The organism is Pseudomonas sp. MF6747, from assembly GCF_963890955.1.
Taxonomy (GTDB): Bacteria; Pseudomonadota; Gammaproteobacteria; order Pseudomonadales; family Pseudomonadaceae; genus Aquipseudomonas.
This window is the reverse complement of record NZ_CAWPSZ010000016.1, coordinates 1-17,436: the sequence shown is the minus strand read 5'-3', so window position 1 is coordinate 17,436 and position 17,436 is coordinate 1. Positions and strand designations below refer to the sequence as shown.

General features: G+C 61.8%; 11 protein-coding genes and 1 pseudogene. 8 read left to right on the top strand and 4 right to left on the bottom strand.

The genetic code is table 11. The features are described from left to right. Positions 1-13 precede the first annotated feature (13 nt). Entirely contained in the window at positions 14-970 is a 957-nt protein-coding gene (locus AACW30_RS16785) for an ABC transporter substrate-binding protein (protein WP_200625391.1), read from the bottom strand. Between the two features lie 317 nt (positions 971-1,287). Between AACW30_RS16785 and AACW30_RS16780 the strand changes: the two genes are divergently transcribed. From AACW30_RS16780 to AACW30_RS16765, 4 genes are all read left to right on the top strand, one after another. Beyond that, on the top strand, positions 1,288-2,895 hold the full coding sequence (locus AACW30_RS16780) for an efflux transporter outer membrane subunit (protein ID WP_234452730.1): 1,608 nt from the start codon (positions 1,288-1,290) through the stop codon (positions 2,893-2,895). A gap of 91 nt (positions 2,896-2,986) precedes the next feature. Continuing rightward, positions 2,987-4,099, top strand: a complete 1,113-nt coding sequence (locus tag AACW30_RS16775) for an efflux RND transporter periplasmic adaptor subunit (RefSeq protein WP_177413700.1) — start codon at positions 2,987-2,989, stop codon at positions 4,097-4,099. 9 nt (positions 4,100-4,108) lie between these two features. Beyond that, positions 4,109-7,174, top strand: coding sequence for an efflux RND transporter permease subunit (locus AACW30_RS16770; RefSeq protein ID WP_179607930.1), 3,066 nt, complete (start codon positions 4,109-4,111; stop codon positions 7,172-7,174). Between the two features lie 22 nt (positions 7,175-7,196). Further along, entirely contained in the window at positions 7,197-8,147 is a 951-nt protein-coding gene (locus tag AACW30_RS16765) for a LysR family transcriptional regulator (protein WP_200625390.1), read from the top strand. A 176-nt stretch (positions 8,148-8,323) separates the two neighbouring features. Here AACW30_RS16765 and AACW30_RS16760 read toward each other — a convergent pair whose 3' ends face one another. Then, positions 8,324-9,265, bottom strand: a complete 942-nt coding sequence (locus AACW30_RS16760) for a cupin (protein WP_200625389.1) — start codon at positions 9,263-9,265, stop codon at positions 8,324-8,326. Positions 9,266-9,544: 279 nt separating this feature from the next. Here AACW30_RS16760 and AACW30_RS16755 point away from each other — a divergent pair, with 279 nt between their 5' ends. Next, positions 9,545-10,414 carry an isocitrate lyase/PEP mutase family protein gene (locus tag AACW30_RS16755; protein ID WP_106580370.1) on the top strand — a complete coding sequence of 290 codons (870 nt, stop codon included), beginning with the start codon at positions 9,545-9,547 and terminating at the stop codon, positions 10,412-10,414. 1,965 nt (positions 10,415-12,379) lie between these two features. Here the strand turns inward: AACW30_RS16755 and AACW30_RS31565 are convergent. Further along, positions 12,380-13,077 (bottom strand): annotated as a pseudogene (locus AACW30_RS31565) (hypothetical protein); the annotation flags it as partial. A 463-nt stretch (positions 13,078-13,540) separates the two neighbouring features. Between AACW30_RS31565 and AACW30_RS16735 the strand changes: the two are divergent. Next, complete coding sequence (locus AACW30_RS16735) at positions 13,541-14,863, top strand: OprD family porin (RefSeq protein WP_200625386.1); 1,323 nt, start codon at positions 13,541-13,543, stop codon at positions 14,861-14,863. On the opposite strand, the gene AACW30_RS16730 is transcribed toward AACW30_RS16735, so the two are convergent. Continuing rightward, the gene (locus tag AACW30_RS16730; RefSeq protein ID WP_106580373.1) at positions 14,850-15,341 is read right to left on the bottom strand and encodes a winged helix-turn-helix transcriptional regulator; all 492 of its coding nucleotides are present in this window, start codon (positions 15,339-15,341) and stop codon (positions 14,850-14,852) included. The genes AACW30_RS16735 and AACW30_RS16730 overlap by 14 nt on opposite strands. A gap of 107 nt (positions 15,342-15,448) precedes the next feature. Between AACW30_RS16730 and fabF the strand changes: the two genes are divergently transcribed. Both fabF and AACW30_RS16720 read left to right on the top strand, forming a co-directional pair. Next, a complete protein-coding gene (fabF, locus tag AACW30_RS16725; RefSeq protein WP_200625385.1) occupies positions 15,449-16,717 on the top strand; it encodes a beta-ketoacyl-ACP synthase II in 1,269 nt (422 codons plus the stop codon). Positions 16,718-16,788: 71 nt separating this feature from the next. Then, positions 16,789-17,169: a RidA family protein gene (locus AACW30_RS16720; RefSeq protein WP_145160633.1), complete on the top strand. Its 381-nt coding sequence runs from the start codon at positions 16,789-16,791 to the stop codon at positions 17,167-17,169. The last annotated feature ends 267 nt before the right edge of the window (positions 17,170-17,436 follow it).

Below are 17,436 nucleotides of genomic sequence, written 5' to 3'. Positions count from 1 at the left end.
TTCCTTGAAGCGTTCACGGCTGGGTTTGGGCGACGGCGGGTTGCAGCGAGGCCGAGAAGGAATCATCGAACAGGCTCGCTGCGGAGTAAGACTTGACCAGGCCTAGGCTCGCGAAGAAGTCCACGGTCGTTTGCGCCTCGACAGGCGACTGGGCCGTCAGGGGCTCGACCGTCGTGCGCGCTCGTGCAAACCAGGCGCGTGCGATGTCGGCGTCGGCGCGGGTGCGCTTGGCCCACGCATCGGCATACGCGTCAGCGTTGGCCGGGCTTTGGCGCGTCCAGTCACGGGCCTTTTTCAGGCGCTGGAGGAAGTCACTGATTTGCGCGCGTTTGGCCTCGACAGCCTTGGCGTTGGCGGCGATGAAGCTCTGCGCCGGGATCAAGCCTTCAGCGGTTGCGAGTACCCGCGCCCCTTGGCGTTCCTGTTGTGTGACGTAGGGTTCCCAGGTGGCGATGACGTCAACCGAGCCACCTTCCAACGCATGGGAAGCGTCGAGTGCGCTGAGGTAGCGCAGCTCGAGTGAGTCGCGCGGGACGCCGGCTTTGTCCAGCGCGGTAAGCAGCAATTGCTGGCTCCAGGAGCCCTTCCAGACCGCCGCACGTTTGCCGGCAAGGTCGGCCAGGCTGTGGATCGACGAATCCTTTCTGACCAGGATGGCCACGCCGTCGAGGTTTTGCCGGCTGACGGCAATCACCTTGATCGGTGCACCCAATGCGCCCAGGAACAGCACCGGCGCGTCCCCCAGCAAGCCGATATCCAGGCTGTTGGCATTCAGCGCTTCGGCGACCGGCGAGCCTGCGGTGAACTGCTTCCATTCAAGCGTGTACGGCAGGTTTTCGAGCACGCCCGCCGCTTCCATCACGGCTTGCGCATTGTAGCTTTGATCGCCCACCACCAGCGTTTGCGCGTTCGCGGTCAGGCACAGCAAGGTGGCGGCCAACCCGGCCGCCAGTGTTGTCAGGTAACGCACGTTCGTCTCCAGATGCCTGGTCAGGCATGCAAGTCGATCCGCGCGTGCGGTCTCGGCAGTGTCAGTAGGGGTTCATACGATGCCGTTATCAAGACCGCCTGTAAAATACTGATAACGCATAACCTAATTCACAAATAATGCAACTTAAGCATTTTCACGCCGCGCGCGTTGCGCCGGCACATTGCACAGTGCCCTGCGCCACCTACACTGGTTGAAACCCCGGCACCCCGCGGCCTTCTCAAGCCGCCCGGTCGGACGCAGCCGCACGCATTGCTCAACCATGACTGCCGTTGGCCAACTGATTAATCCGAGTAAATATGAAAGAGCAGCTTCGCCAGCGTGCACCCGCAGTGGTGCCAGTCCGCACCCCGTTTCGACATGCCTGTTTGCTGGCGCCGCTGAGCCTGCTGTGCCTCGCCCTCGCCGGCTGTACCGTGGGGCCCGACTTCACACGGCCCGACGTACCGGCCAATGCCGGCTTTGCCAAGAACCCACGCACGACCACCGCCCAGGCGGACATTGACGCCGGTGGCGCGGCGCAGCGGCTGATCGCCGGGATGGATATTCCTGGGCAATGGTGGACGCTGTTCCGCTCGCCTTCACTCAATGCTCTGGTCGAAGAAGCCCTGCGCGCCAACCCGGACGTCAGCGCCGCGCAAGCGGCACTGCGCCAGGCCAACGAGCTGGTGTATGCCGACCAGGCGTCGCTGTTTCCGTCGGTGAGCGCCAATGTGCAAAAAGCCCGCGAGAAAGTCTCCGGCGTGACCTCGGGCATCCCGGAGTCACCGATTCTCACAGTGAGTTCGGCGTCGCTGAGCGTTTCCTATGCGCCGGACGTATTTGGCGGCACCCGCCGGCAAATCGAATCCACCACCGCGCAAGCCGAGTACGAGCGCTTTCAGCTGGAGGCGACTTACCTGACCCTGACCTCCAATGTGGTCAACACCGCGGTCAGCCTGGCGTCGTTGCGTGATCAGGTGGCCGCCACCGAAGAAATCATCACACTGCAGGGCGGTCAGCTCGACCTGCTGCAAGCTCAGCGCCGACTGGGCGCCATCGGCGATAGCGACGTGCTCACGCAGCAAACCGCACTGGCGCAAACCCGCGCGACCTTGCCGCCGCTGCAAAAGCAATTGGCACAAACCCGCAACCAATTGATGGCGTACCTGGGGCGCTTTCCAAACCAGGATCAAGGCGAACGCTTCAATCTGGCCTCGTTGCATCTGCCAGAGGCGCTGCCGGTCAGCCTGCCCTCGGCCATTGTCGGCCAAAGGCCGGATGTGCGTACGGCGCAGGCGCAACTGCATCAAGCCAGCGCCAACATTGGCGTGGCCGTCGCCAATCAGTTGCCGCAATTCAGCATTACCGGGTCGTTGGGTTCCACAGTGGCAAGCGGCACCAAGCTGTTTTCGGCGGGCAGCGGTGTCTGGAGCCTGGCGGGTTCGATTACCCAGCCGATCTTTGACGCCGGCGCACTCGAGCATCGCAAACGTGCGGCCGTGGCTGCCTACGACGAGTCCGCCGCGCGCTATCGCGGCACGGTAATCACCGCCTTTCAGGATGTCGCCAACGCGCTGCGGGCGCTGGAGGCGGACGCCGATGCGCTGAATCAGCAGGTCGTGGCCGAACACTCCGCGCAAGCCAACCTTGACCTGGTGCAAGCCCAGTTCCGCCTAGGCGCGGTGGCGTATATCAACTTGCTCACGGCCCAGCAAACCTACCAAAACACCGTGCTCGCCCGCGTCAAAGCCCAGGCCGCCCGCTACAGCGACACCACGGCGCTGTTCCAGGCGCTGGGCGGCGGCTGGTGGAACCGCACGGATGTGAACCCCGCCACCCAGGGCACGCCGGACCGCTTCGGCCTGCCGTCGTGGCAAGAGATCATGCCGGCTCACAGTAAAGCCGCACCCGACTTGAATCATTGAAACAGTGAGAACTCCCATGGCTGACGTTCAGACCGCCTCTACCCTGCCCCCCGAACCCGGCGTACCGCGCAAGCGTCGCTTGTGGCGGCCGATGCTGATCATGATCGTGGTGGTGCTGGTGATTGTCGCGATCATTGCCGGGGTGAAATTCGTGCAGATTTCGGCGCTGATCGCCCAATCCAAAGCGCCCTTGCCTGCCGCCGTGGTGACGGCGCTGCAGGTGCCATTCAGTGACTGGCAACCGAGCGTCTCCGCCGTGGGCTCGATGAAGGCGGTGCGCGGTGTGGATGTAACCACGGAAGTCGGCGGCATCGTGCGCACCCTCGGCTTCACGCCCGGGCAAGAGGTGGCAGCCCAGGCATTGCTGGTGCAATTGAACGCCGACTCGGATATCGCCCAATTGCATTCCCTGGAGGCAACCGCGGACCTGGCCGGTATCGTGCTCAAGCGCGACAAGGCGCAACTGGCGGTCAACGCCATTTCCCAAGCCCAAGTGGACACCGACACCGCCGACCTCAAGGCCAAACTCGCCGCCGCCGAACAACAGCGCGCGCTGGTGGCGAAAAAAACCATTCGCGCCCCTTTTGCCGGGCGCATCGGCATCACCAGCGTCAACCCCGGCCAATACCTCAACCCCGGCGACAAGATCGCCACGTTGCAGACCTTTGATCCTATCTACATCGATTTTTCGGTGCCGCAGACCCAACTGGAGGCCATTGCCATCGGCCAGGTGGTTTCGGTGACGGCTGACGGCCTGTCAAAGCAGACCTTCACCGGGCGAATCAGCACCATCGACACCCAGTTCGACTCAACCACGCGCAACGTCACCGTCGAGGCGACCGTCGAGAACCCCAAGCAAAGCCTGGTGCCCGGGATGTTTGCCCGTGCGGTGGTCAACTCGGGGACCACCCAGCGCTACCTCACCGTGCCGCAGACGTCAGTGACCTACAACCCTTACGGCACCACGGTGTTCATTGCCACGTCGAGCAAAAACGACAAGGGCGATGAGGTACTCACCGCGCAACAAACCTTCATCAAGACCGGGCCGACCCGCGGTGATCAGGTCGCGATCCTGTCGGGCGTGAAGGAAGGCGATCTGTTGATCACCAGCGGCCAGATGAAGCTCAAGAACGGCTCGCCGGTGAAGGTCGATAACAGTGCCGCGCCGCTGAACGACCCGGCACCAACTCCCCAAGAACATTAAAGGTGTCCCATGAAGCTTACCGATACCTTTATTCAGCGACCGGTGTGGGCAGTGGTGGTTTCGCTGTTCATTCTGATCCTGGGGCTGCGCTCGATCTTCGAGTTGCCGGTGAACCAATGGCCGCGCACCGAAAACACGGTGGTCACCATTACCACCGCCTACTACGGCGCGGATGCGTCCACAGTCGCCGGTTTTATCACCCAGCCGCTGGAGTCGGCCATCGCCCAAGCCCAGGGCATCGATTATTTGTCCTCGACCAGCATCACCGGTGTCTCCACCATTACCGCGACCTTGCGGCTGAACTACGACGCCAGCAAGGCGCTCACCGAGATCAATACCCAGGTCAATTCGGTAAAGAACCAGCTGCCTGCGCAGTCCCAGGAACCGGTACTCACCATTGCCGTCGGGCAGACCACCGACGCCATGTACCTGGGGTTCTACAGCGACACGCTGCCCACCAACAACATCACCGACTACTTGGTGCGGGTGGTCAAGCCCAAACTGGATTCGATCCAGGGCGTGCAAACCGCAGAGATTCTCGGCGGGCGCCAGTTCGCCCTGCGCGCCTGGCTGGACCCGGACAAGCTGGCCGCACATAACGTCACGGCGCAGGACGTTTCCACGGCCCTGGCCAACAACAACTACTTGTCTGCCGTGGGCTCGACGCGCGGGCAAACGGTCACGGTCGACCTCACGGCCGGCACCGATCTGCACACGGTGGATGAATTCAAACGACTGGTGATCAAGCAGAAAGGCGATGCCTTGGTGTACCTGGAGGACGTGGCCACCGTCACCCTCGGCGCTGAAAGCTACGACAGCAGCGTGGCGTTTTCCGGCAAGCGCTCGGTGTTCATCGGCATCAAGGCGGCGCCGACCGCGAATATCCTGACCGTCGCCGACAGCGTGCGTGAGGCCTTCCCCGAGCTGCAATCGCAACTGCCCACGGGCGTGCGCGGCGAGATCGTGTACGACTCAACCGAGTTCATCAATACCTCGATTTACGAGGTGGTGAAAACCCTGGTCGAGGCGATGATCATTGTCTCGGTGGTCATCTACCTGTTCCTCGGGTCGTTCCGCGCGGTGATCGTGCCGCTGGTGGCGATCCCGCTGTCGCTGGTCGGCACCTTCTTCATCATGTACCTGCTGGGGTACTCGATTAACCTGCTGACCCTGCTCGCGCTGGTTCTGGCGATTGGCCTGGTGGTGGACGACGCGATCATCGTGGTGGAAAACGTCGACCGGCATATCAAGGAAGAAGGCAAAGGCGTGCTGGAAGCCGCGCTGATCGCGGCGCGGGAACTGGGTGGCCCGATCGTCGCGATGACCGTGGTGTTGATCGCCGCGTACGTGCCCATCGGCCTGCGCAGCGGCCTCACCGGTGCGCTGTTCAAGGAGTTCTGTTTCTCGCTGGCGGGCGCCGTGACCGTGTCGGCCGTGGTGGCGCTGACCCTCTCGCCAATGATGACGTCCAAGCTGTTCAAGTCCGGGCAGGAAGAAGGTCGTTTTGCACGTAAGCTCGACCAGTATTTTGACTGGCTGCGCGGGCGTTACCACCGCGTGCTGTCTGGCGGGCTGAACATATGGCCGGTGCTGGTGACCTTTGGGTTTGTGCTGTTCCTGCTGGTGGCCGCCAGTGGCATGACCGCCAAAAGTGAACTGTCGCCCACCGAAGACCAGGGGCTGGTGTTCATGCAGATCAAAGGCCCGCCGACGGCCTCGCCGCAGCAGATGGAGCGCATCGCCGACCAGGCCTTCCAGATCGCCAGTAAAGAGACGGAATACGCGCAGATGTTCCAGCTGACCGGGCTGCCCATCCTCAATCAAGGCCTGGGCGGCGTGCTGCTGAAAACCTGGGGGGATCGCACGCGCTCGCAGGCCCAGCTGATACTCGACCTGCAGCAAAAGTGGAATCAGGTGCCGGGCGCTACCATCGCGGCCTTTCCGCTGCCGTCGCTGCCGGGCGCCCAGGGCTTGCCGGTGCAATTTGTGATCACCACCACCGACTCCGTGGAAAACCTCAATGAGGTCGCGCAGGCCGTGATGGCCGAGGCGCAGAAACAGCAGTTGTTCTGGTTTGCCGACATGGACTTGAAACTCGACAAGCCGCAAGCCCGGCTGGTGGTGGACCGGGAGAAGATCGCCGCATTGGGCCTGACTCAGGCCGACGTCGGCGCGGCGCTGTCGGCGGCGTTGGGCGGTAACTACGTGAACTACTTCTCGACCGCCGGCCGCTCCTACAAAGTCATTCCCCAAGTGCTGCAGGTCAACCGCCTCAACCCGGAGCAGATTCTCGATTACTACATTCGCACCCCGTCCGGCTCGATGATCCAGGCACGCACCGTCGCGCATATCGAAACCTCGACGCAGCCCGAATCGATCAACCACTTCCAGCAACTCAACTCGGCCACCCTGTCAGGCGTCAGCGGCGTGGCTCAAGGTGAGCTGCTGGCCAAACTCAACACGATCCTGACCAACGTGGCGCCCTCGGGTTACACCTCGGACTTTGCCGGCGAGTCGCGCCAATTCATCCAGGAGTCTGGTGGGTTCTTTGGTTTGCTGATGTTCTCGATTCTGATCGTCTACCTCGCCCTGGCCTTCCAGTTCGAGAGCTTTCGCGACCCGGTGGTGATCCTGTTCTCGGTGCCGCCCGCCCTGTTTGGCGCGCTGGCCTTCATCACCATGGGCTACGCGTCGATCAACGTGTACACCCAGGTGGGCCTGGTGACGCTGCTGGGGTTGATCACCAAGCATGGGATTCTGATCGTGCAGTTCGCCAACGAACTGCAACGCGCAGGTCACAGCAAGCGCGAAGCCATAGAAGAGGCCGCCGGCGTGCGTCTGCGCCCGATCCTGATGACCACGGCCGCAATGGTGCTGGGCGTGGTGCCGCTGGTGTGGGCCTCCGGCGCCGGTGCTGCGGGGCGGCACGACATGGGGCTGGTGATCTTCGCCGGGTTGTCGATTGGTACGCTGTTGACGTTGTTCATGGTGCCGGCGATGTATATGTTTATTGGGGAAACGCACCATCAGCAAACAACACAGACACTCCCAGGCTCAGACTTGAGGACGACATAAACCTAAGCCCGGCAGGTCACACTTGGATTATTTCACCGCGCTGACCGCCTTCGTCGAAGCTGCCGAAGGCAACAACTTCTCGCGCGCCGCCGAGCGGCTCGGCATCAAGGCGTCAACCGTTTCTCGCTACGTGAAGGGCCTTGAACAGGACTTGGGCATCGCCCTGTTCAACCGCTCGACGCGCACGCTGCACCTGACCGAGGGTGGCCGGACGTTTCTGCTGCATGCGCGCAGGGTGCTGGATGAGCTTGAACAGGCCAAGGCGGCGACGTCGGCGCTGAACCAGGAGCCTCGTGGGCTGCTCAAGCTCAACTTGCCGCCAGCGTTTGCCCGTCACCATATCCTTCCCCTGTTGAATACATTTGTGGCTCGCTACCCGCAGATCAAGCTGGAACTGGTATTGGATAACGCCCAAGTCAACCTGATTCATACCGGCGTTGACCTGGCGATTCGGATTGGCACGCTGGCTGATTCCACGCTCAAGGCGCGCAAGATTTGCGCGGGCAACTACCTGCTGGTGGCCAGCCCGGGCTTTTGCGCTGCGCACCCTGCCCCTTCAACGCCGGCCGAGCTGGCCCGCCTGCCGGCAGTACTGAGTCAGCATGATTTTGCGTTTGCATCTTCTGATGAAGTGGTGCCGCTGGTCCCTCACGACTGTATCCGTATCAACGACCTCGATGCGCAGCTGATCGCGGCGCGCCAGGGCCTGGGGTTTGCCCTGTTACCCGACTGGTTGGTGGCTACCAGTATCGAAGCGGGAGCGTTACAGGTATGGCTGCCAGAATGGAACATCCTCGGTGCCGAGCAGGCATTCTCTGTGTGGTTCGTTTATCCACCCAAGAAGATCGTGTCGTCCAAGGTCAGGTGCTTTATCGACTTCATCGTTGAGCAGTTGGGTGAAACACCTGATTGGAAGCGCCAGGGCTGTCCGTGCCCAAGCGGGCCGCCAGCCGACCTAAATGGTGGGTGTTAAACTCGGTCAAATTGTGGGAGCGGGCTTGCTCGCGAATGCGGTGTGTCAGCAAGCTCTTTTTTAACTGAACGACCGCATTCGCGAGCAAGCCCGCTCCCACATTAAGGTCTCATCACATCAGCCGATGCCGTGTGGCTGTGCGTTTGCCTCTAACACTCAGAAAGAAACTCCCCCCCTCAGCTGAAGCGAATATCCAGCGCGCGCAAGTAGGTTTGCAAGCCAGCATCCTGGATAGGGATCAGGAATGCTTCCTGGTCGGACTCATTGAAGTGCGCGTGCCAATACCCCGGCGGGGTCACGAACGCCAAGCCCGGCGACCAGTCGACGCGTACCGGGTTGCGAATCTGCCCATCGGCGTCCAATTCGGTGCCCACCAGCGAGTAACAGCCCGTGGGGCAGTCGATGATGAAGTCCAGTGCAATCGATTGGTGCCGGTGCGGCTTCTGGATCGAGCCGGGCGGCAGTATGCCGTACATGGCCCACAGCACATGCGTGACGGTTCGGGTCTGTGGAAAGTTGCGGTTACCCAGCAGGATGCTGATACGGCTGCGGTCCTGGGCACGCGGATCATCGGCCGCTTCACGCAGCTTCAGGTTGGCCAGTGCGGCCGGATACAGCGTCGGCGCGAAACGGTCGGTGCTGCGCGTAACCCCCAGGTAGCGCAACAGCGGCTCATCGTGCACGTAGTACAGGCGCGCATCCTGCGAGGCGCGGAACCGGGCTGCCAGCACGCCGGGCAGCGCGATAAAACAACCGGCCGACCATTTGATCTGGTGTTCGCCCTGGCTGACGCTGCCCTCTCCGGCGATCACATAAAACACTTGGGAGGTGGCATTGGGGTGCAGCTCCACGGTGTCATCGGCGTTCAGGCGGATGAAGTTGGCACACAGCCCGGGCCCGGTCGCCGGACCTTCACAGCCCAGCGCAGCGCTGAGGTCCAGTGCGACCACCCGCGACGGGCCGCTGTCATACAGCGAGGCCGGGAAACTGTGGTAAGGAATTCGGGTAATCAGGTTGGCGCTGATCGGGTTGGCTGCCTTGCTGTATTCAAAATACTCGGCATCGACTTGTTCGGGTGGAGTAGCAACGGCCAGGTCGGGCTTGAATTCGCTGTTCATGGTTCACCTCAGTCTTGGGCTGGTTTGAAACAACTATAGGCATTGCGCCCATCGCGATTAAGCACTCGGTTGGCACAGCAGTTGTGCAAGATGGGGTGGCTATGCTCCTGGAGGGTGCGACAGGCCTGTCCATGGCCAAAGCGTGAACCGATGATCCATGTGTCAGGCATCTATCTCATGCTCAAACGTCATAATCCCACGTTCGTCTGCGTGGTAATCTGGCGCCACCATGAATAGACATTGATCGTCACTTGACGATGACCAGAGCCAGGAAAGAACATGCCAAAGATTTCTCACTCAGCACTGCGCCGCAACTTCCGTGAACTGCTTGCCAAACACATCTGCGTTGAAACCGCCTCCGTCTTTGACCCCATGTCTGCGCGCATCGCCGCCGACCTGGGTTTCGAAGTCGGTATCCTCGGCGGTTCAGTCGCATCGTTGCAGGTCCTCGCGGCACCCGATTTTGCGTTGATCACACTGAGTGAGTTCGTCGAGCAGGCCACCCGCATTGGCCGTGTGGCCCAACTGCCGTTCATCGCCGACGCCGACCACGGTTACGGCAATGCCCTGAACGTAATGCGCACCGTCGAAGAGCTTGAGCGCGCCGGGGTTGCGGCACTGACGATTGAAGACACGTTGTTGCCCGCGCAGTTCGGGCGTAAATCCACCGACCTGATTTCGGTTGAGGAAGGCATCGGCAAGGTCAAGGCCGCGCTTGAAGCGCGGGTCGATCCAGAGCTGTCTATCGTCGCCCGCACCAACGCTGGCGTGTTGCCGACCGAAGACGTCATCGCCCGCACCAAAGCTTATGAAAAAGCCGGCGCCGACGGCATCTGCATGGTGGGCGTCAAAGACTTCGACCACCTTGAGAAGATCGCAGAAAACCTCAGCGTGCCGTTGATGCTGGTGACTTACGGCAACCCGCAGCTCAATGACAGCGAACGCCTGGCCGCGCTGGGTGTGCGCATTGTGGTGGCCGGCCACGGCGCCTACTTTGCGTCGATCAAGGCGACTTACGACAGCCTGCGTGCGCAACGCAAGTTGACCAGCAGCACCTCGAACCTCAGCGCGACTGAACTGACGCATACCTACACGCTGCCGGAAAGCTACGTGGCGTGGGCGGAAGAATTCATGGACGTGAAAGAGTAAGCCTCAGCCAATCGGCGGCCAGTTCCGACTGGCCGCCGACCGCGGTCAGTAGTTGGCGTTGGGATTACCCACGTCCACGTAGCCATTTTTGGGCGCAATGATCACCTCCAATGGCGGCGGCGTAACGCCAAAGTCATCAAGCTGATCCTTGAGCCCGGTGTACCACTCTTCCTGCTGTTTCTTGCGCGCATTGTCGGCCTTGATGTCGGCAATGATCGCGTAGATCAAGCCACCGACCGCCGCGATGCCGCCCACGGCACCCGCCAGGGCGCCGGCCGCGCCGCCAATCACGCCTGCGGCTTCTGCAACGCCGGCCGCCACCGTGGTTATGCGCGGCACCACGTAGGTGGCGACCTCCACCATGCCGGCCACGGCCGACAGGCCATTAAGCCCCGCGAAGGTGCCCTGGAACCCGGCACCGACCTTGTCGCCGCTCTGGGCCGAGTTTTTCGCGGAAATGGCCCCGGTGACCAAGCCCAGTACGTTACCCGCCACGCCGCCCAGGCTCTTGCCGACGTTTTCCACGTCCTTCACATACTTGGGCGCGTCGAACTTGTACGTGCCCTGCTGGGTGCGATCGAACTGGTCCTGGACAAACTTGGCGCCACCTTCAAGGAACAGTCCGGCCGCCTGAAACGACTGCCCGACTGTTTGCGCGGTGCTGCCGCCCTTGCCGCTGGCGATGCGCGTGCCGATGGCGCCTGCCAACAGCACGCCGGACACGCCATGCATCACCCCGGCCTTGTACGCCGCGCTGACCCCGGCCGGCAGCTTGCCGCCCCAGGTGCTTTGGACTTTTTTGATCGCATCGTCGAACTTGGCGCCGCCGCGCATGGCGTCGTCCACGGCCCGAATGCCACTGATGATATCGGCGGTTTTCGGTGGGGCCTCGCCAGGTGGCGTGAATGCAGCGATGTTGTCGTTGATCACTTGCTCAAGGCGCGGGTCATTGGCGCCGGTAACGCCCAGGCCGCGGTAGAAGTCATCAATCGACTGGCCTTTAAGCAGGTCTTCGCGCCCCAGCTTGGCGGCGACGTCGTTGAAGCTCGAACTGCCCGCCTGCACGGTCTTGTCGTCCAGTACGGCGTCAAAGATTGCCTTGTTCACACCGGACTGAATCACCGCCTTGTCTGCCGGCACGCCGATGGCGATCAGGTCGTTGATCTGCTTGCCGGAGGTGATATCTACGTACTCGGCGTTGACCTTGTCCTTGATGGCTTGCGGGGCGTTTTCCAGGGCTTTCTTGTAGTCCGGCTGTTTGCCCAGGGCCTGGGCATAGAAGTCCGGGTACTTGATAAAACTCGACAGCGCATCAGTGGTGCTCGCGCCCTTGGCGGCAAACGCGCTTTGCAGCGCGTCGCAACTCGATGAAGCGTCCAGGCGCCGCTCCATCTCGGCTTTCAAGGCTGGGTCGGCGGCGACCATTTTCTGCAGCTGTTCGGTGCCCTGGGTGTTGAGGAACTGCTGCACGTCCGGGTCTTTACTGAGCGTGTCGATGCGCCCTTGTACATCCTTGATAAAGTCTTCGCGTTGCTGGCCCGGTGAGGGGCCTTCGCCGGACCACTCATTGGCCGCATCCGGCCCCTGGTGCGCAAACGCATCGGCACCCGCCTTGTAGTTGGCCAGGCCCGTGGACAGCTGGATGATTGCTGCGGTCTTGTCCGCACCGCTGGCGCTGCTGTTACCTGTGACGAAATAGTCAGCGCCTACTTTGGAGGCGTCACCACCGGCCGCCTTGATGGCGTCTTCGGTGGCCTTGGCATTCAAGTCCTTGATCTGGTCATCCGCGCTGTTACCGTCCAGGCCCTTGAGGTTGCCGTAGCCGTATTTGCCGAAGTCCTGCAGGCGCCCCGCTTCCGTGCCGTGGCGTGCTTCGCCATCCTTGGTGAAGCCGTCGATGCGGCCATTGCCCACGTTGCCGCCGTCGATGTGCTTGCCGGTCTCGTCGTAGTTCTCGACATAGGCGAGCACCTGCGCGGCACGCCAGGCCGCGTCGGCGTCGTGTTCAAAGTCGCCGACACGCTCGCGCAGAGCGTCCTTGACCCCGCTCTGGTTGCCGAGGTTTTTCAGCAACGGGTTGTCTTCAATGATTTGCTCGGCACTGCGGTTGTCGCCCATCGGCCGGCCTTCACCCGGCAACGGCAGATGGTTGGACGGCGCATCGCCCTTGGGCGGCGTGCTGGGTGGGCTATGCGGCAGCTCGCCTTTGAGGGTCTCCCAGCCGTACTTGCCGAAATCCTGCAGGCGCCCGGCTTCGGTGCCGTGGCGGGCGTCACCGCCTTTGGTAAAGCCGTCGACCTTGCCGTTGCCGGCCTCATTGAGTTCTGGCCGCTTGACGGCAGGCTTGCCGTTTTCGTCGAGTTTTCGATGTGCTCCAGCACCCGGCTCGCGCGGTAAGCGGCGTCCGGATCATGCTCAAAGTCGCCAACGCGTTCGCGCAATGTGTCTTTCACGCCACTCTGGTTGCCGAGATTCTTGAGCAGCGGGTTGTCGTCGATGATCTGCTGCGCAGTGCGAAAGTCACCTTGGGGCCGCTTTGTATCGGGGCCCAGACTGTTGTCGTCGGGTTGATTGCCTAGCGCTTTCGACACCGCTTTATTCCAGTTGGGGTTGTCGCCCGCGTTGGGGGTGCTATCAACCTGACGAAGCTGATTGACTTGCATGGCCTGTCTCCTGATCTGGCATGGGAGAAGGATTATTAGAGGACAAGTGCAACAGTCTTGTTACATGGGCGAAATTGAATCAAGCGCAATCATATAGCCACCACTGAACGGCGGCGGCGTACATAAACTTTTAGATAACTAAGCATTAAAAAATCCGCCGCAGAGCCTGCGGCGGCAAACCAAAGGTTTTTGTCGAAGCAGAGCGGCTAAGACCCTATTAACCCTACACCCGCTGGTGATTAAAAGACGTGAAGTTTAATTAATCGAGTTTAATCCGCCACGCCGCTGCAGGCCGCGAAAAATATGATAAAAATCGGCTTCGGCAACCACGCCGAGCACAATAAAAAACGTCACTACGCTCACCTGAAAACATCTGCCCATAACACTGTATGCGTCCTAAAAATTGCGATGTTTCTGCGCGCGCGTTATTTATTCCGGGGAAGTAAACACCATGATCAAACCCATGATTAGACAGTGCAGCCTGCTCACACTGGCAGTGTGCGCGAGTGTCAGCCAAGTGGCCTTTGCCGAGTCCGTCACCGACCAGGCCGATTCCAAGGGTTTTATTGACGGCAGCAGCATCACGGGCCTGTTGCGCAACTATTATTTCGACCGCGACCGCCAAAGTGGCAAGGCAGACAACCGCGACTGGACCCAAGGCGCAATGCTCAACTACGCCTCGGGCTTTACCCAAGGCACGATTGGTTTTGGCGTGGACGCCTACGCCTATGGCGCGATGAAACTCGACGCCACCCACGCGGATGCTGGCACCGGTGACCTGCCAACCGACCGTCATGGCGACCCGGAAAACGGCTATGGCTCGGTTGGCGCCGCGGTGAAAATCAAGGTCTCCAAAACCCAACTGAAGTTCGGTGACATGCAACCCACGGCGCCGGTCTTTGCGACCGGCGGCACTCGAATTCTGCCGCAGACCGCCACCGGGTTTGACCTGACCAGCAGCGAAATCGCCGGGCTGGACCTGGAAGCCGGGCATTTCACCAGCACCAACAGCGGCATGACCAGCAACCATGACCACGATATCTATGCCACCTACGCCAACGTCGCGGCCAACAGTGCGAGCTTTGTCGGCGGCAAATACACCTTCACGCCATCGCTGAGCGCAACCCTGTACGCCGGTGAGCTGGAAGATATCTGGCGCCAGTACTACACCAACCTCAACTACGTGTTGCCGTTGAACCATGACCAGTCGCTGGCGGTGGACGCCAACCTGTACCGCACGCTCGACACCGGCAGCGCCAAGGCCGGGGCGATCAACAACACCACGTATTCGGTGGCAGCGGCCTACTCGTTCCTGGCGGCCCACACGCTGACGCTGTCGTTCCAGAAGGTGCACGGCGATACGCCGTTCGACTACATCGGCACCGGCAACAACGGCGCGGGTGAAGGCGGCGATTCGGTGTTCCTGGCCAACTCGATTCAGTGGGGCGACTTCAACGGCCCGGGCGAGCAGTCCTGGGGCGTTCGTTATGACCTGAACATGGCCGGCTACGGCGTGCCGGGCTTGAGCTTCATGACCCGCTACGTCAACGGCTCCGACATCAACGGCACGCACACGCCGGCCAACAGCGCCTACGTCGGCGACTACGGTGCCGATGGCGACCACCACGAGACGGATGTCGAGGCCAAATACGTGCTGCAAAGCGGCCCGGCGAAGAACCTTTCGCTGCGCGTGCGCGATGCGATGGTTTCGTCAAACGCGGATCAGCGCGACGGCAAATTGAACGAGCTGCGGGTGATCGTCGACTACCCGTTCACTCTGCTGTAACCACCCCAGGCTCCAACCGTTGGCGCATGCCTGCGCTGGCGGCTGGACCGGCCTGCACCACGCACGCATCCAACGGCACGAGTGTGCCTTGGGCCGTCACCATCATCGGTTGCACCGGCTGGCCCGTCTCGCGCTCAACCACCTCGACACTGGTGCCCTCTTCGGCAAAATGCCGATTGCCCCACGCCACCAGTGCCATCAGCACCATGCGCAAATCCTCGCCCTTGGCCGTCGGCACGTATTCATACCGTGGCGGCCGCTCGCTGTAGGCGCGGCGCTCAAGCATCCCGGCGTCCACCAGGCCATTCAAGCGGCGCGTCAACATGTTCGGCGCGATGCCCAGGCTGCGTGAAAACTCATCGAAGCGACGCAAGCCATGCAATGCATCGCGCATGATCAACATGCTCCACCACTCCCCTATCCGTTCAAGGCTGCGGGCGATCGGGCATTCGTCGCTGACAAGAGACTTGCGTTGCATAAGGGTTCCCAGGTGCCGGTACAAAGTTGTGTGACGCCATGTTACTTTCATCATGATAGTGACGTCCATAGGGTCTGTACCCTCAACGCAACCGGAGTCAATTGATCATGAGTAAACGTATCGTCGTGACAGGCATGGGCGCACTGACGCCGCTGGGCGCCAGCGTGGAATCCACCTGGCAACGCCTGTTGAACGGGCAGTCGGGCATACGCCGTCTGCCTGAGGAATTGATCGGTGACCTCGCCATCAGCATCGGTGGCCAGGTGCAAAGCGTGCTGCAAGACCCTGAGGCCGGGTTTGACCCTGATCGGCTGCTGGCCGCCAAGGAACAGCGCAAGATGGACCGCTTTATCCTGTTCGCCCTGGCGGCAGCCGATGAAGCCCTCAAGCAAGCCGGCTGGGCGCCTCAAACGCCGCAGGCACAGGAACGCACGGCGACCATCATTGCCTCTGGCGTCGGCGGCTTTCCGGCGATTGCCGATGCCGTGCGCACCACCGACAGCAAAGGCCCGCGACGCTTGTCGCCCTTCACCATTCCGTCCTTTCTGAGCAACATGGCGGCCGGGCATGTGTCGATCAACTATGGCCTGAAAGGCCCGCTGGGCGCGCCGGTAACCGCCTGCGCAGCCGGTGTGCAAGCGATTGGGGACGCGGCGCGGATGATCCGTGCCGGGGAAATCGATGTGGCGGTGTGTGGCGGTGCGGAAGCGGCGATTCACCGGGTCAGCCTGGCCGGTTTTGCGGCGGCGCGGGCGTTATCCAGCGACTTCAATGACACGCCAGAGCGGGCGTCGCGGCCTTTCGATCAGGCACGTGACGGCTTCGTGATGGGCGAAGGGGCCGGCATCCTGGTCATCGAAGAACTGGAACATGCCCTGGCACGCGGCGCGCAGCCCATCGCCGAACTGGTGGGTTATGGCACCAGTGCCGATGCCTACCACATGACGGCCGGGCCGGAAGACGGTGATGGCGCGCGGCGGGCGATGACTCAGGCACTGCGTCAGGCAGGCATCGAGGCGGCCCGGGTGCAGTACTTGAACGCCCATGCAACCTCGACGCCGGTGGGTGACAAAGGCGAACTGGCAGCGATCAAGACCGTGTTCGGCGCCGAGGGCGGCCCGGCCATCAGCTCAACCAAATCTGCCACCGGCCACTTATTGGGCGCTGCAGGCGGCATCGAAGCGATCTTCAGCGTGCTTGCCCTGCGCGACCAGGTCGCCCCGGTGACGCTGAACCTGGACAACCCGGACGCGCTGGCCGACGGCCTGGACATGGTGCGCGGTGAAGCGCGGCACATGCCGATTGAATATGCGCTGTCCAATGGCTTCGGTTTTGGTGGCGTGAATGCCAGCGTGCTGTTCCGCCGCTGGGCGTAACCCCCGGTTTGCCCCTGCCGTGATTTTCGGGGACCATGTGCGCCTTCTGCTACAGCCAACCAGAGGCGCCCATGGCCAACCACGACCTGAGCTACACCCCCGATCCGGATGCCGACTCGATTTCCTCCGACGTCGTCGGCTTCAACGGCATCCTGGTCTCCACCCAGATCCCGACCCGCGCCGATGGCAGCCTCGAACTCGGCGACATCACCCTGCAAAGCGAATGCACCCTGCAAGCGCTGAAAGTCGCGCTGGAAAAAGCCGGCAGTTCCATGGACCGAGTGATGCACCTGACCATCTACCTCACCGACATGGCTGATCGCGCCGCGTTCAATGAGGTCTACAAACGCTTTTTCGCCAAGCCTTGGCCGGTTCGCGCCGCCGTAGGTGTGGCCGCACTGGCCGTTGAAGGCATGCGCGTGGAAGTCACCGCGATGGCGGCCAAGGCCTGAGTTATCGCTGGCAATACCCATCAAGGGTTGGCGCGATAGCGTCAGATAGACCGAGGTGTCTGCATCGCAGGCAAGCCAGCTCCCACATTTGGAGCTCAGTGCATCAGACGAAGATGTGTTGCTGTGCTTTTGCTTCAACCACTCAGGTCGGCTACTAGGCCGCCGTGCTCTGCTCTTGATCTTGCTTTTGATCTGACAGGCCCCGTCAACCACGCTGGCCGAACGCAGGCTTGAATCCGTGGGTAACCCGGCAGGACGCCGGGTTAG